Genomic DNA, 15,039 nt, shown 5'->3' with positions numbered 1-15,039 from the left:
GTTTATCAATATAAAAATGTTATTTGGGTGCCCAAGCCGGTTCACGGACTTCGCCCGTTTCACTTGGTAAATTCATACGGAAACGGCCATCCAGCGACATGATCGACAAGAGTCCACGTGCACCTTCACGGGTGGCATAGACCACCATCTGGCCATTTGGCGAGAAGCTTGGTGATTCATCTAGCGTCGTTGGTGTCAGAATGTTGTTCACACCAGAGGTCATGTCCTGAACCGCAACTCGATAGTTACTGCCGCTTGGACGATGAACTAATGCAAGTTTTTTACCATCTGCGCTCAGCGTGCCGCGCGCGTTGAATGCACCACGGAAGGTCAGGCGTTTATTGCTACTTGACTCAAGATCATGGCGGTAAATTTGTGGAGAACCACCACGGTCAGAAGTGAAAATAAAAGATTTTCCATCTGGCGAATAACGTGCTTCAGTATCAATGGCACTGTCATTGGTCATACGTTGTAGCTGACGCGTTTCCAGATTCATCTGGTAGATTTCCGGATTGCCGTGCATAGAAGCAGTAAACAGCATGCTCTTGCCATCTGGAGAGAAGCTCGGCGCGCCATTCAAACCGCGGAAGCTGGCTAGTTTTTCACGTTGACCTGTTGCCAGATCCTGTACATAAATCGCCGGGCGTTTGGTTTCAAAGGACACATAAGCGATTTTTTTGGCATCTGGTGTCCATGCCGGAGAAAGGATTGGATCACGCGAGGTCAAAATGGTCTTTGGCTGTTCGCCATCGGTATCGGCAATTTGCAAGGTATAGCGTTGTTCCGGCGTAGCAGGATTACGCAGCACATAGGCAATACGTCCGCTAAAGTCACCCGGAATACCGGTCAATGCCTGATAGATGGCATCACTGATCATATGCGCTGCCTGACGGGTGCGTGAGGCTGGAACAGTCAGCAATTCATTTAATAGATATTGTTTTTTTTCGACATCATAGAGCTGATACTGGATTTCAAAAGAACCATCGGCTGTGGTCTTGGATGAACCGGTGACCACATAGGGAACACCAGCCGATGCCCAAGCTTCTGCATTCGGATTATTCAATGTCGCTGTTGCAGGCAGATTTTTTGAAGCACTGGTAAAGCGGCCAGAACGATTCAGATCATTTTCCACAATAGGATAAATGCTCTGATCCTGACTGAAAGGTACAACGGCAATTTTAGGTGCTGCCTCAGGTGCCTTGGTAATTTCCAGATGCAATTGGGCATAGGACTGGGTTGCCAATACAGGGCTTAAAGCGCTAATGATTGCGAGGCAGAGTAGATGTTTGCGAGTCTTTTCCATCATTCGTTATTTACTCAAATCAACGGATTTATTGTATAGGTGCTTGGCCTACATCATCGCATGGATTTAATAGAATAAAACCATGAATTTATGACCAAACTGTTATGACACTGTGAAAAGTGAATATTATTTAATCAATTTAAAGTGAAGTTTAGCTTAAAAAATAAAAGCCATCACAACATTATTTATGTGATGGCTCCGTTTTTATTGCGCAGTAAAGGTTGAAGTAAAGCTTCGTGCTTCACGGCGTGCATCTGGATCGGAAGGCATTGGATAAGGTGCAGCAGCACGAACTGCAGCTTCTACACTGGCTTTCATATCGGGATCACTTGCACTTACCACTACAGAAATGACAGAACCACTATCACTTAGCGTGACGCGAGCGTTGGCAGTTTTACCAGATGAACCCACTGGTGTATTCCAAGCCTGTTTAACTTTATTGGTAAAATCGCGCTTCGCAGTAGAGGCAATCCGTTTAGATTCCGCTTTTTTCTGTGCAGCTTCTTCAGCAGCCTGTTTCGCGGCTGAAGCTTTGGCATCTGCATCAGCTCTGGCTTTTGCTTCGGCATCTGCTTTGCGCTTGGCGTCTGCATCCGCTTTGGCCTTAGCGTCGGCATCTGCCTTGCGTTTGGCATCAGCGTCGGCTTTAGCTTTAGCATCCGCTTTGGCTTTGGCTTTCGCATCAGCATCCGCTTTGCGTTTCGCCGCTGCATCATTTTTAGCCTTAGCTGCCGCGTCTGCTTTGGCTTTAGCCGCTGCATCGGCTTTAGCTTTCGCATCAGCATCTGCTTTACGTTTCGCCGCTGCATCATTATTGGCTTTTGCTGCCGCATCTGCCTTTGCTTTAGCAGCAGCTTCAGCCTTACGTTTGGCATCAGCCTCTGCTTTGGCTTTTGTTGCAGCATCCGCTTTTTGCTTGGCAGCTAGGTCGGCTTTTTTCTGTGCTTCCAGTTTGGCTTTTTGTGCAGCATCGGCTTTGCGCTGTGCATTCAGTTCAGCTTGGCGTGCAGCTTCGGCTTCAGCCTTGGATTTTTGTGCTGCATCCGCTTTGGCTTTGGCCGTTGCCTGTTTCGCCTGTTCAGCGGCTTCGGCACGTTTTGCTGCTTCAGCTGCTTGCTGCGCAGCCTTGGCTTGGGCTGCCTCTGCCGCTTTCAGTTCCTGCTGGGCTTTTTGTGTATCGACTTTTGGCGCAGGTGGAGTCACAGGTACAGCAGGAGCTGCAGTTGGAATGACAGGAGCAGGTTCTATACTAGGTTCTGCCGTTTGAGTGATTTCTTCTGCGACATTTTCATGTGCAGTTTCCTCAAATTCGGTTTCTTCGCGAGTCACCGGTTTAAGGTCCTCTGGCTTGATCAGAACGGTTTTGATCTGTTTTGGCGGTTCAGGGGGGTTACTCATGCCCAGATAAAGTAAGCCCACCAAAGCCACTGCATGGATACCTAAGGTAAATCCAAGTGCGATGGCTTTTTTCTGAAATGGTGGCTTTTTATAGTCTTTCATACTTTATTCTAATGGCTTGGTCAGTAAACCGACTTGAGAAAGGCCAGCATCCTGCAGGCTGGACATCAAGGCCATCACATCGCCATAAGGACGGGTATTATGGCCATTGATCACGACATTGAGCACCTTGTTTTCATTTTGCGCCTGGGTTTGGGCATCAACAAGCGTACGGGTTAATTCTTCTAGTGTGACTGGGCCGGTCGCCTGATTTTTATATTCTAGATAATATGAACCATCTTCTTTAAGTGTGACAATCCTCGGGGTATCCTTGGAATCGATCGGTAATCCGTTGGCCTGAGGCAAGTCAACCTTGATGCCGCTGGTAATCATCGGGGCGGTGACCATAAAGATTACCAGCAGTACCAGCATGACATCGATATACGGCACCACATTCATGTCACTTTTTAGTGGCTTTTTAATACGCTGAAAGCGTCCTGAAGCTTGAATCGCCATTAGTCTTTGTCCTGAGTTACGCCCACAGACTGACGTTGCAATAGCGCCACCATTTCTTCGGCAAACAGCGCACGGTCAGAATAGACTGTTTCACCTTTGGCCGTAAAATGGTTGAAAGCCAATACTGCTGGAATGGCTGCGAACAGACCAATCGCCGTTGCAATTAGTGCTTCTGCAATACCGGGTGCGACCGTCGCCAGTGTCACCTGATCAACATCTGCCAGGCCAATAAAGGCGTTCATGATGCCCCAGACTGTACCGAACAGACCGACATAAGGTGCAACCGAACCAATACTTGCCAACGCACCCAGACCTTGTTCCAGATGACCTTGGTCACGGCTTAAACCGACACGTAGAATACGTTCAGTTCCTTCAATCGACTGGGCAGTCGGCGCATGGCGTTTTTTCAGTTTCAGGAACTCGCCCAGACCCTGATAGAAAATATCTTCAAGGCCGGTACGTTTGGAGTTGAGTTGCGCATTGTTATACAGGGTATTCAGTTCAGCACCAGACCAGAAGATTTTCTGGAAATGTTCATCATCGGCCTGGGCTTTTTTATAACTCATATAGAGCCTGGCAATCAGATACCAGCTATATATTGAGGCTAACAGGAGAGAAAGCATCACCAGTTGTACGACAGGGCTTGCTTGTAAAATAAGATCTGAAACTTGAAGAGATGATTCTAACTGAGTCGCCATAGTTGTTACGTGTGCCAATAAATTTTTTTAGTCTTGTTCCAATTCTTTTTGAATTAGTTCGCGGATTTCATCCGGGAGTCGACGTGGTCGCATCTCTGCACTGATACATGCCAACTCAACCTCACCTGATGCAAGCATGATTTCACCACGATAAATATTTTGTTGCAATACAAATGATGAAGCTTTACATGAAATGACACGTGCCGTAACAGTAATTAAATCATCCATCAGGATCGGACGCATGTATTTGACATTAATTTTATGCACCACAAAATTGTAGTCTGTCTGATGCCAGTAATGGCTCACTCCAGCGGCACGTAACCATTCGGTACGGGTACGTTCCATATAGCGAATATGATTGGCGTGATAGACAATGCCACCCGCATCAGTATCTTCAATATAAACGCGGATATTGAATTCAAAGTGATTCGCCATAGTTTTGTTCCATGCAGATTTTCGAAATTTTTGCTTGTTTTTAGATGCAGGAGAGGGATTAGAATTTGCCGGATTCCTGCCAAAAGTCAAGCAATTTAGCGGTTCAAAGTTTAGCATTGTGAGTTTTGAGACCAATGGCACAAGGTGTCAAATCTGGAGAGAAGTCGCCAAGAAGAAGTACTGAGCGCTTAACAGCTCATTTATGAAACAGCAGCAGTTACTAAAATGCGCGAGTCCATGAAGTCGCGCATTTTAGTAATAGAAGATTAGCCTTTATTTTTCTGTTTCCAGTTGGCCTGAACCTGCTCAGCTACTTTTGGATAGTCCAGAATAAAACGGACATGGCTTTCGACCCCGGTTTTCAAGGTCGCATCATCGACAATGAAATTCGGGTTATGGTTGGGTGCGGCTTTTGCCGGATCTTGATCTGCTGGTGTAGCACCAACAAAGACAAATAAGGATGGCATGAGCTGGCCATAATAAGCAAAATCTTCACTGGCGCTGGCATTGTTGTCTAAAACATGCAATTTATCTTCACCATGCACGCTCGCCAATGTCGGGCGCATCAATTCAGTCAAGGTTTTATCATTGGTGGTCACTGGTGCATAAGGTGCAATTTCGACTTTCACCTTAACGTCATTGGCTGCGGCATTGTGTTCCAGCATTTTCGGCAAGTCTTTTAAAATGCCCTGACGTACATCTTCACTATTGGAACCAATAGTCCCGACCATATTGACCTGATCTGGAATGACGTTACCGGTAGTGCCGCCCTGAATACTGCCAATACTGACCACACCCATTCCTTTGGTCAGGTCGGCTTTACGGCTGATCAGGCTTTGTAAATTGGTCACCATCTGGGCAGAGGCATAAATCGGGTCTTTACCTGCCCAAGGCATGGAGCCATGTACCTGACTGCCATTCACCTGAATACGTAAATGATCGGCACTATTCAAAATCGCACCATCTTTGTAGAAGATATTGCCACTTGGCATGCCTGCCATGACATGCATCCCGAAAATCACTTCAGGTTTTGGATTGTTCAAGGCACCGTCGGCAATCATTTTGCGTGAGCCAATCTGATCGCCATGAGTGAAGTTATCGATATCTGCACCGCCTTCTTCAGCCGGCTGGAATACAAACACCACTGTCCCCGCAATTTTATCTTTATTGGCGGCCAGCACTTTGGCTGCACCCAATAACATGGCGGTATGCGCGTCATGGCCACAGGCATGCATCACATAAGATTCTTTACCTTGATAAATCGCTTTTTGTTTACTGGCGAAAGGCACAGGCGCTGTTTCCTTGATTGGCAAGGCATCCATATCTGCACGTAAGGCCATCACAGGGCCAGGCTGAGCTGGCTACAGAAAAGAAGAGGGAGACAAAGGGATATCTGCTTATACATATTCATACTTCGGGAGAACCTTAAGAATTTGAAATGGTTAAAGTGATTCTTTAGGATGGCATATTGATCTAAGTTCGACCAAAACTCTCTAAGTATTTTTTGATACTTTAAAGGTATTCTGGGTGTTAATATCTGTTCTCAAAGAGCTTTATTTGTTCTTTTACATTGTAAAAATATGTATCTAAATTGATTTTTTATATTTATAAGGTATGAAAATTATAAAAATTTCAGGCTAAAAAGGGATAAAAACGATTACCTCTATATCAATAATCTGAATGAAGTGAAGATTTTTTAAACCTCTTAAACTTATTTTGGCACTTAGATTGCATTCACTCTTTCGTAATATTTTTTATGACGGAAATTGAACACATGTTAAAACCTTTGGCTTTATCTCTGGCAGTAGCTTCAAGCTTAAGTTTTATTTCGACAAGCCTATGGGCTGAAGACTTTAAGATACTGAAACAGCTGGAAAATAAACCGACATTACTCAAAAGTGGTGAATATAAAGGTCATTATTATGTGCCGAGTACCTTAAATACGATTACTTGGGGTTATCTGCCAAATAAAGATGCAAAACCTGTCTTGACTGTCCCTTCAGGTAGCACAGTTACTTTCGATACAGTTTCGCATGAAGGGCTGCTGGAAGATCAAGGCCGCAATGCAGAGAAATATTTCACATCAAAAGGCGTCAAGCCTGAGCATGTATTGGATGAAGCCAAGCTGATCACGAATTCCAAATTGAAACATGATTTCCATAAAGATGGACCACACATTATTACCGGGCCTGTCTATGTAGAAGGGGCAATGCCGGGCGATATTCTAAAGGTGGAGATTTTAAAAGTTGAACCGCGTGTACCTTATGGCGTGATTTCAAACCGTCATGGCAAAGGCACCTTACCCGAATTCCCGAAACGTCAGAAACATGAGCATGCATCTCCAGCCAATCCTGATGCTTATGGTAACGTGTCCATTTTTACCCCCATTGAGAAAAATGCGGATGGTGTATGGGAAGGCGTTTTAAAAACTGAATCTGGTAAAGCGATTCGTTTCCCGCTGAATCCGTTTATGGGCACGATGGGCGTTGCACCAAATACCAGTGAGCCTGTGCACTCTGTGCCACCATCATTTTATGGCGGGAATATCGACATCAATGAATTAGGAGCAGGGGCTACGGCCTATTATCCTGTACAGGTGCCAGGTGCTTTGTTCTATACAGGTGATAGTCACTTTGTACAAGGTGATGGTGAGGTGGCTTTAACTGCCTTGGAAGGTTCGGCACGTGCGACTTTAAAATTCACTTTACTTAAATCTGGCAAGGATAAAATTCCAGGTGCAGAGATTAAACAGCCGCTGGCTGAAAATGCTGAATTCTGGATTACGCCGGGTCTGGATGAAGACTTAGATGAAGCCATGCGTAAATCCACCCGTGAAGCGATCCGTTTTCTGGTCAATGAATATGGCATTTCTGAAGAAATTGCCTATGCCTACTTAAGTGCTGCGACTGACTTTGAAGTGTCACAAGTGGTCGATCGAACCAAAGGTATTCATGCCATGATTCGTAAAGCGGATTTTAAGGAGTTTAAAAAAGACGCGAAATAATTTTTGAATAAAACTTAGAAAAATAGGTTTGTGCTTTTGCCAACTGATTTAGACATGGTCAGTTGGCTTTTTCTTTTGTAAGCGGCTGAAACTGTTTAGTATGTAAGAAATAAATAATCAAATTAAAATATGTGGGGAAACGAGCAAGAACAACAAACTCAAGCTGTGGTTTTACAGCAGCCAAAAGATCAGAAAGTGTATTTAGATGTGCAACATTCAACAGATACCATAGCAATATTATCTTTCGCTTTATCTATAATTATCGCTTTAATTTTAGGCAGTTTAGCGACTTGGTTAGCTTATTGGTATGGACGGAAAAGTTTTAAATTGACAGAAATGTCTTTTAAAACTGTGGTTGAGCAAATTAAATCATCTGAAACAACTGCATTGGATTTAAACAGTAAGCTATTTAATCAACAATTAGTTCTACAGGATAGAGAGCAAAAAAACCTCCAAAAAGTACAATGGATTGATAGTTTTAGACTGCTAGCGCAGAGTTATATGTCAAAAAATATAGAGTTACTGTTTAAACTCGATAGATTTCAAGAGAAATATTTACATTTTCCCAAAAATGTAAAGATAGATGATAAAACCGAGGCAGGAAAATGTTTAGATCAAATTTCTTTGTTGATTGAAGAAAGTGTCATATTGACGAGTCATATTGCTTTATTTCTTGAATCCTATGCCCTCACAGATAATAAAATTATTCATTTTTCTGATTTTTTCAATCAAACAGCTCAAGATACCAAAAAGGAATATCTCAATATAAGCTCAAAAGAAGCTCTTACTAAATATAAAAAAACAGGAATAGTTCGAGATACTGATGAAATAAGCAAGGAGCTTTATTCTGATTCTAATGAACATATTAATTCATTAGAAAATAAAGATAGGTTGGGTGTATTGGGAGTCTATAGTCGTATGATTGGTGAGGAATTTAAAATAATAATAAATGAAAAAGCAGCCTAAGCTGCTTTTATTACCACTTCTATTTCGGTTCAGGTGGCGTCATCCCAAACTGCAAATACGCCATATTGGTAGCGATACGACCACGCGCAGTACGCATCACATAACCTTGCTGAATCAGATAAGGCTCAATCACATCCTCCAACGTACCAGAATCTTCTGCCATGGCAGCAGCCAAGGCTTCAACACCGGCAGGACCACCATCAAAACGCTCAAGCAACATTGACAAGTAACGACGATCGAGTGTGTCTAAACCATCTTTATCGACTTTGAGCATATCTAAAGCACGTTGGGCCATATCCTGATTGATTTCCCCCGTTCCTTTGACCTGAGCGTAATCACGAACTCGACGTAACAATCGGTTAGCAATACGCGGTGTACCTCGTGAGCGACGGGCAATTTCCTTTGCGCCATCTCCAGTCATCGGTACATCCATCAAGTTGGCTGAACGTTTGACAATATGGGTTAAATCTTCAACCGAATAAAACTCTAAACGTTGCACGATTCCGAAACGGTCACGCAGCGGAGAGGTGAGTAGACCGGCACGTGTGGTGGCTGCTACCAAGGTAAATGGAGGTAAATCCAGTTTAATCGAGCGCGCAGCAGGGCCTTCACCAATCATGATATCGAGTTGATAATCTTCCATCGCCGGATACAGGATTTCTTCAATCACGGGTGAAAGACGGTGAATCTCGTCAATAAACAGGACATCGCCTTCTTCCAGATTCGTTAGCATCGCTGCCAAATCACCAGCACGTTCTAGTACCGGGCCAGAAGTAGATTTCAGGTTGCCACCCATTTCTCGGGCAATAATATTGGCCAATGTCGTTTTACCCAGACCTGGCGGGCCAAAGATCAGGGTGTGATCGAGGGCCTCTTCACGGCCACGGGCTGCGCCAATGAAAATTTCCATCTGCTCACGAACCACGGGTTGACCGATATAGTCATCTAGGGAAGTCGGGCGAATGGCACGATCGAAGTGATCTTCGGGTTTTTCAGAACCACTGATGAGACGGTCTTGCATAACGTTTATATACCAATATTTTAGTGATCCTTTGAGCTGGTAATTTTGACACGGTCTCAAATATGGATCTGAATCCTAAGATTTTCGCCTAGGCGAGGAATTGAATTTTTGCAGAGTCTTTCCAATCAGATTTATATCTGAGTATTAACCTGCGGTTCGCCTTACTTTTGTTTCGGCAAAAGTAAGCAAAACCACCGTCATTCGCAAAACTCGTCGAATATTGATTCTTATCGAATATATCGCAGAAACATTTAACTATAAATGTCTCCTGCCTCAAACAGTTGCGAATGACTTTTACGCGTATCAGATTTTATCCTGTAACTTGGATATCATCTCTATTTGTTCATCGACTTTAATGCCGCGCGGATAATATCGCTGGCTTCTGTAAATTCACCTTTGGCGGCATTAACTAGCTTCTGCGCTTCAATTGGTTTATAGCCAAGAGATTGTAATGCAGCTTCCGCTTCAGCCACGGCTGAATTGCCCATAAACTGAATCTGTGGTGCAGTAGAGTTGCTTGGTGCAGCATCTGAAGCCATGGCTTTAAAGCGGTCACGCAATTCAATCATCAGGCGTTCTGCAGTCTTTTTACCCACCCCCGGAACTTTGACCAGAGTGTTGATATCTTCATGTTCAACGGTGTGGATCAGCATTTCCACACTTAAAGTGGAAAGAATACCAAGCGCCATTTTCGGACCAACACCGTTCACCTTTAATAAGGTACGGAAAATGGTTTTTTCCTGCGCATTGATAAAGCCATAAAGTAACTGGGCATCTTCACGAACAGCAAGATGGGTCCACAGGGTAATTTTCTGGCCTTTTTGCAACTGACAGAAAGTGGTTAAAGGGGTGTCAATTTCATAACCTACGCCGTTTACATTTAATAAAACAGTCGGTGCTTCCAGCGCCAGTACTTCCCCAATCAGGCATCCAATCATTTTTTATACATACTCAAATTTAATACAGGCATAGTAGTCAGCATTTTCGATAAAGGCAAAACTCTATCATTCAAAAACAGTGATTTTGCTGAGATTATCATCAGGCGCTCGTTCGCATTAGAGTAACCCGGCTTTATTGCCATGCAGTTCCTGCGCCAGATTATAAGCCTGATGATCCGAGAACTTGGAGACAATATCTAGCACCTGCATAATGTTGTCATAATGATCAGCCCTAAACTGCGCACCCGAGCGTTTTAAAATAGCCATCAAACGCTGCTCTTTAAAGCTTAAAGTTTTGTGCGGCGTGGTCAGTGGAATAAAGGCATCCAGAATCGTTTGTAAACTTTGATGCGCGATAATTTCCAGACCGGCTTTTTGCGGATGTTCGAAGATCTTGTCTCGCGCCAGTTCTTTGGCCCGGTTAATGCCAATTTCAATGTCGGCACTACAATAACCCAGCAATGAGCCTTGCAATTGGCCCATCAAAATTTCCTGCTGATGTCGGGCAAAGGCCGTGGTGACTTCATCTACCAGACGTTTCATGACCCGCCCACGCAGCGCGGCAATTTTTTGTTGCCAGGTGGTATAAGGCATATTGATTTCTTCAGGCGTGCCATATTCACCCAGCAAGTTCAGAAAGACTGGTTCAACTTCCGCGTAGCTGAGCATATTCAGGCTGATACCATCTTCCAGATCAATCAGGGCATAGCAGATATCATCCGCAGCTTCTAAAAGATAGGTCAGCGGATGACGACAATAATGATATTCACCAAGCTGGATTAATCCTAGCTGTTCAGCAATTTCCTGCAAAATCTCTTTTTCAGACTGGTAACAACCAAATTTAGGACGTCGGCTGGCAGGGGTGTTGCCAGTCGGGTCAATCGCCTCAGAGAGCCACGGATATTTAAGATAGGCACCGAGCGTGGCATAGGTCAGGCGCATGCCGCCATCATAAGGATGGTAATCGATCTTGGTCAGCAGGCGCAGGCCTTGGGCATTGCCTTCAAACTGGCGTACATCGGCTTCCTGTTCAGGACTCAAATCTTTTAAAAAGTCGGTATGAGATGCATCGTCAAACCATTCCCGAATGGCGTATTCACCGGCATGCCCAAAAGGTGGATTACCGATATCATGTGCCAGACAGGCGGCCTGAATGATGGCACCGACATCAGCCGGAGAAATCCAGGCAGGTAAATTATCTTTGATTTTCTCTGCAGCCAGCATACCGAGTGAACGGCCAATACAGGAGACTTCTAGCGAATGGGTCAAACGGGTATGAATACCATCATGCTGGGTCAGTGGATGGACTTGGGTTTTGCGGTTTAATTGCCGGAAGCTTTGCGAAAAAATAATACGGTCATAATCTTTATGAAACGGGCTGCGTGCCAGTTCAGTGCTCTGCTTTTTACTACCAATCCGAACTGTCGAAAGCAGTTCTAACCAACGCATTTGAGTCATTTATCATTATTCAGTGATCCACTATTTGCATCATGCCAAAAAACTAGCTCCTGCACTAGGGCAGTGCGACATGAATTGTCATGCTGCCTATTGTTATTTTAGTCAGCTGGAAAAGACTGAGAATTAAAAATCGAAATCATCAAATGAACAATAAAAAGCAGGCTCAATGGCCTGCTTTTTGTTTAGGATGAAGAATCAAATTAGCTCTTCACCATTTTTCTTGGCCTGTTGTGTGTCTTTATAGACATTCAGGCAAATCGTGAACAAGACCAGGCTTGCCACCAATGGCCAAAAAAGTACATATAGGGTCAATAATTGACTTGTCATCTGAAATCTCCTTATTTACTTTTGTCAGATAGCTGGTGAAATTCAATCACCATCTTGTTGATTTGCTTAAAATCAAATTTTTCTTTGCTGTAGAGTAGCGTCAACACAGTACATACCAGCGCACTACTGCCATACGCTGTCAGTGAGCTTAACAAGGTGCCGTATTCACGCAAGAAGCCGATGGTCCATGGCATGAAGCCAATACTGGCCAATATGCCAACGACCAGACCCACTTTCTTGCCGAAGAAACCAAAGGTCATCAAACCCAGCACCACACCAATCCCCAGGGTCGCAACGAGTTCAAAGCCAAGTGCGATCAATCCCTGAATCGGAAGCCATTCAAAACGTACTATCAGAAAGCTGAAAAATGCGAGGCCCACTGACCAGTTAAAGGCCCGGGCATTCACCTTGTCCCAATACAGGCTGACAATCACCGGGAATACAATAGAACCCCAAAGCGCACCCACAAAAATCAGCATCGACAAAATGTCAAACTTCAAGGTGGCAATCACAATCCCCAGCATGGTGGCAACGATCATGGTCATACGGCCAATAAACAGCATTTTCTTTGGATCAGGACGGTTTTTCGCAATCTGTTTGCCATAAATGTCCGTCATGACAATCGCAGACAGGGCAGACAGATCCGAGTCAGCGGTAGAAGACAATGCTCCAATCACCATGATGAATAACAGCGCGACCATAAATGGAGAAAGATAAGTCGCTGCCATTTGCGGAATCAGGTTATTCAGGTTCCCATCAATGGGCTGAATACCTGCAAATAGTGCCAATAACCCCAGCATGCCTAGACCAATAACAATTGCAGCATAACCAATGGTTGCAGTGATAAAACTCGGTTTGATCAGGTCTTCACGGACTGCAAACAGGCGCTGGGCAATGGTCTGATTACCAATCGCGTAGGCCAATACAGCAACAAAAAACGGCGCGCCTTGTTCCAGAAACGCTGTTTTAGAGAAAAAATCCAGCTGCTCCGGTTGCAGATGATGAATCCCGCTTTGAAACAGGGATGGCCCACCTAGGGTAAAGAATAAGGTTGGAATAATAATCACAGCCGCGACAATCATCGCCACCAGTTGACCAAAATCGGTAAACACCGAAGAACGGAAGCCCGACCAGAGGGTATAGGACAGCACACCGATACCGGTAATCAGCACGCCATGGATAAAGCTTAAAGGAGATAAAATCTCAACCAGTGCCCCAGCGGCGGTAAAGTTCACCATCAGGCTGATCACGCTGCCCACAATATTGGAACCTGCCAGAATCATCTGGCTTTGGTTGCCATGCCGGGCATGCATAATTTCTGCCAAGGTGTGGGCATTAGGCGCCAGTTCACGAAAGCGCTTGCCAAAGGGATAGATAAATAAAATCATCAGCGCACCCCACAAACCATAGTGTAGGGCACCGGAAACGCCGTATGTATATCCGGATGAAGCTGCTGCATAAAACGAGGCGGCCCAGATCCAGGTGGCGGTCATACTGGCCGCAGACATTCCAAATCCGATGGAGCCATTCGAGACCATGTAGCCATCAACATTTTCATTTTTCTGTTTAATACGTAACGATAGTAAAAAAGTGATGCCATAGAAAAGCACCATCAATAGTACAGTTGCTGTACTAGTGAATTGAAACATACATACTCCTTAAGCGGGTCACCTTTTGTTTTTGAAAATTAAATCATTGGTGACAGATTAAGGCTCTAAAATAGACAGAGCAGTGAAGCTATAGAACATCAAAAAATTAGTGTCCGAATATAGAATTTATATTCATCTCTACAGCAGAAAGGAAAAACCATTGCCAGGCTCAGAATTTGGACAATTCCTCAGCAATTCGGCTAGAGCTTAACATAAAATCATAAAATTTACTGATGAAGTGTCTATTTGGTAAGATTCTTAGCTGATATAGACGTGTGGGCCTGTTATTCTGTTAGTTGAATAAAAAAGAAAATTTTCTATATTTTTTCAGCAATTACAAATATTTATTTTAAACTTTTCGAGTTAAATAAAACCTGAGAATACGGATTAAATAAAAAAGGTAACAAAATTTTATTATTAATCATTTCTTCATTATTTTTTTATATAAGCCTCATAATTCCTGGTAAATTTCCTCATAAATATAAGTGGTATTTTGCTATTTATATTGTGTTTTTTACGCATAATAGAGCTCATGAATAAATGATGAAATTTCAAAATATTGGATATGGTGGGGGATTTTGTCGATATATTTTTTGGTCTTTTAGATGAGTAAATTTCGCTTAATTATGATCTGAGAAGATAAAAATCAAATATAAAAAAATAAAAGGCCCAAATAAGAAACTTTATTTTTATTCTTTTAGAAGTTGAGAATGGATGTCCGGTTTTTCCCCCGCAGATGATGTCAGATTAAAATACCACTCAGTATTAATTATTCTTTCATAGAGGGGAGTAATTTGCCTCTGTTACTGTAATGGCGGAGATCAGCGGAGAACTGTTCCTTGTAGTACAGAAAACGGCAGAAGACCTTTAACCAGTTTTCTAATCTTAGAAGTCAAAGTTAAGAGTCAATCAAAAGAATCAAAAACAGTCTGCAAAAAATACGACTTCATTAAATCTTGTAATCAAGTATTTCATTTTGGCCTAAATAGGAATTTTGGCAGGTCATGACAATAAAACCTGAATTTGATTTTGTCCCGATTGTTGTTGAAAAATAATACAATTTTTATGCAGAAAATTATTCTGAAGCGGTTTTGATTTTTCTTGAAAAAAAATGTGTTAACCTGTGCGACTACATTCAATTTTCCTGACTGAAAATAAACGAAATATTTTAAAAGTCCAGGATATTTCAGACGTAGTTTTCTGATTTGGCATCTAGCCGATTTCCTTATTTCACAGTAGAATATGCGCTCTCTCAAGTCACATTGTGGCATGGTTGTTCAGACCATC

At 43.3% G+C, this 15,039-nt stretch carries 12 protein-coding genes and 1 pseudogene; 2 read left to right on the top strand and 11 right to left on the bottom strand.

Annotation, left to right across the window (positions count from 1 at the left end; genetic code table 11):
• Nucleotides 1-19 precede the first annotated feature (19 nt).
• The 6 genes and pseudogenes from tolB to F995_RS04670 form a co-directional block, all read right to left on the bottom strand.
• Complete coding sequence (tolB, locus tag F995_RS04695) at nucleotides 20-1,303, bottom strand: Tol-Pal system beta propeller repeat protein TolB (RefSeq protein WP_171056997.1); 1,284 nt, start codon at nucleotides 1,301-1,303, stop codon at nucleotides 20-22.
• 204 nt (nucleotides 1,304-1,507) lie between these two features.
• Nucleotides 1,508-2,803: a cell envelope integrity protein TolA gene (tolA, locus tag F995_RS04690; protein WP_004645671.1), complete on the bottom strand. Its 1,296-nt coding sequence runs from the start codon at nucleotides 2,801-2,803 to the stop codon at nucleotides 1,508-1,510.
• Between the two features lie 3 nt (nucleotides 2,804-2,806).
• Nucleotides 2,807-3,256, bottom strand: coding sequence for a protein TolR (gene tolR / locus F995_RS04685; protein WP_004645670.1), 450 nt, complete (start codon nucleotides 3,254-3,256; stop codon nucleotides 2,807-2,809).
• On the bottom strand, nucleotides 3,256-3,954 hold the full coding sequence (tolQ, locus tag F995_RS04680) for a protein TolQ (protein ID WP_004645669.1): 699 nt from the start codon (nucleotides 3,952-3,954) through the stop codon (nucleotides 3,256-3,258). The genes tolR and tolQ overlap by 1 nt, the downstream gene beginning before the upstream one ends.
• 27 nt (nucleotides 3,955-3,981) lie before the next feature.
• A complete protein-coding gene (ybgC, locus tag F995_RS04675; RefSeq protein ID WP_004645668.1) occupies nucleotides 3,982-4,389 on the bottom strand; it encodes a tol-pal system-associated acyl-CoA thioesterase in 408 nt (135 codons plus the stop codon).
• 266 nt (nucleotides 4,390-4,655) lie between these two features.
• Nucleotides 4,656-5,744: pseudogene (locus F995_RS04670) on the bottom strand (amidohydrolase); the annotation flags it as partial.
• A 419-nt stretch (nucleotides 5,745-6,163) separates the two neighbouring features.
• Here F995_RS04670 and F995_RS04665 point away from each other — a divergent pair.
• Together F995_RS04665 and F995_RS04660 are read left to right on the top strand one after the other, a co-directional pair.
• Nucleotides 6,164-7,393, top strand: a complete 1,230-nt coding sequence (locus tag F995_RS04665) for an acetamidase/formamidase family protein (RefSeq protein WP_004645666.1) — start codon at nucleotides 6,164-6,166, stop codon at nucleotides 7,391-7,393.
• 129 nt (nucleotides 7,394-7,522) lie between these two features.
• Nucleotides 7,523-8,359, top strand: coding sequence for a hypothetical protein (locus F995_RS04660; RefSeq protein WP_004645664.1), 837 nt, complete (start codon nucleotides 7,523-7,525; stop codon nucleotides 8,357-8,359).
• 19 nt (nucleotides 8,360-8,378) lie between these two features.
• Here the strand turns inward: F995_RS04660 and ruvB are convergent, their stop codons facing one another.
• The 5 genes from ruvB to F995_RS04640 all read right to left on the bottom strand — a co-directional run bounded on the left by ruvB (nucleotide 8,379) and on the right by F995_RS04640 (nucleotide 13,752).
• The gene (ruvB, locus tag F995_RS04655) at nucleotides 8,379-9,380 is read right to left on the bottom strand and encodes a Holliday junction branch migration DNA helicase RuvB (protein WP_004645663.1); all 1,002 of its coding nucleotides are present in this window, start codon (nucleotides 9,378-9,380) and stop codon (nucleotides 8,379-8,381) included.
• Nucleotides 9,381-9,715: 335 nt separating this feature from the next.
• Nucleotides 9,716-10,318 (bottom strand): Holliday junction branch migration protein RuvA, encoded by a 603-nt coding sequence (gene ruvA / locus F995_RS04650; RefSeq protein WP_004645662.1) that lies wholly within the window; start codon nucleotides 10,316-10,318, stop codon nucleotides 9,716-9,718.
• Between the two features lie 117 nt (nucleotides 10,319-10,435).
• The gene (locus F995_RS04645; protein ID WP_004645660.1) at nucleotides 10,436-11,776 is read right to left on the bottom strand and encodes a deoxyguanosinetriphosphate triphosphohydrolase; all 1,341 of its coding nucleotides are present in this window, start codon (nucleotides 11,774-11,776) and stop codon (nucleotides 10,436-10,438) included.
• A gap of 195 nt (nucleotides 11,777-11,971) precedes the next feature.
• Nucleotides 11,972-12,103, bottom strand: a complete 132-nt coding sequence (locus F995_RS16875) for a putative transporter small subunit (protein ID WP_004645659.1) — start codon at nucleotides 12,101-12,103, stop codon at nucleotides 11,972-11,974.
• Nucleotides 12,104-12,114: 11 nt separating this feature from the next.
• On the bottom strand, nucleotides 12,115-13,752 hold the full coding sequence (locus F995_RS04640) for a sodium:solute symporter family transporter (protein ID WP_004645658.1): 1,638 nt from the start codon (nucleotides 13,750-13,752) through the stop codon (nucleotides 12,115-12,117).
• Between the last annotated feature and the right edge of the window lie 1,287 nt (nucleotides 13,753-15,039).

Origin of the sequence: Acinetobacter sp. CIP A162, assembly GCF_000367905.1 — a bacterium.
GTDB classification, from domain to species: Bacteria; Pseudomonadota; Gammaproteobacteria; order Pseudomonadales; family Moraxellaceae; genus Acinetobacter; species Acinetobacter lwoffii.
Note: the sequence above shows the minus strand (reverse complement) of the source record. Positions and strands in the feature narration are given on the sequence as shown.

What these genes read in the sequence shown, in the direction of transcription:
- tolA (WP_004645671.1), bottom strand. Translation starts at nt 2,803, where the DNA reads ATGAAAGACTATAAAAAGCCACCATTTCAGAAAAAAGCCATCGCACTT.
- F995_RS04665 (WP_004645666.1), top strand. Translation starts at nt 6,164, where the DNA reads ATGTTAAAACCTTTGGCTTTATCTCTGGCAGTAGCTTCAAGCTTAAGT.
- ruvA (WP_004645662.1), bottom strand. Translation starts at nt 10,318, where the DNA reads ATGATTGGATGCCTGATTGGGGAAGTACTGGCGCTGGAAGCACCGACT.
- tolQ (WP_004645669.1), bottom strand. Translation starts at nt 3,954, where the DNA reads ATGGCGACTCAGTTAGAATCATCTCTTCAAGTTTCAGATCTTATTTTA.
- F995_RS04645 (WP_004645660.1), bottom strand. Translation starts at nt 11,776, where the DNA reads ATGACTCAAATGCGTTGGTTAGAACTGCTTTCGACAGTTCGGATTGGT.
- F995_RS04640 (WP_004645658.1), bottom strand. Translation starts at nt 13,752, where the DNA reads ATGTTTCAATTCACTAGTACAGCAACTGTACTATTGATGGTGCTTTTC.
- ruvB (WP_004645663.1), bottom strand. Translation starts at nt 9,380, where the DNA reads ATGCAAGACCGTCTCATCAGTGGTTCTGAAAAACCCGAAGATCACTTC.
- tolB (WP_171056997.1), bottom strand. Translation starts at nt 1,303, where the DNA reads ATGGAAAAGACTCGCAAACATCTACTCTGCCTCGCAATCATTAGCGCT.
- F995_RS16875 (WP_004645659.1), bottom strand. Translation starts at nt 12,103, where the DNA reads ATGACAAGTCAATTATTGACCCTATATGTACTTTTTTGGCCATTGGTG.
- ybgC (WP_004645668.1), bottom strand. Translation starts at nt 4,389, where the DNA reads ATGGCGAATCACTTTGAATTCAATATCCGCGTTTATATTGAAGATACT.
- F995_RS04660 (WP_004645664.1), top strand. Translation starts at nt 7,523, where the DNA reads ATGTGGGGAAACGAGCAAGAACAACAAACTCAAGCTGTGGTTTTACAG.
- tolR (WP_004645670.1), bottom strand. Translation starts at nt 3,256, where the DNA reads ATGGCGATTCAAGCTTCAGGACGCTTTCAGCGTATTAAAAAGCCACTA.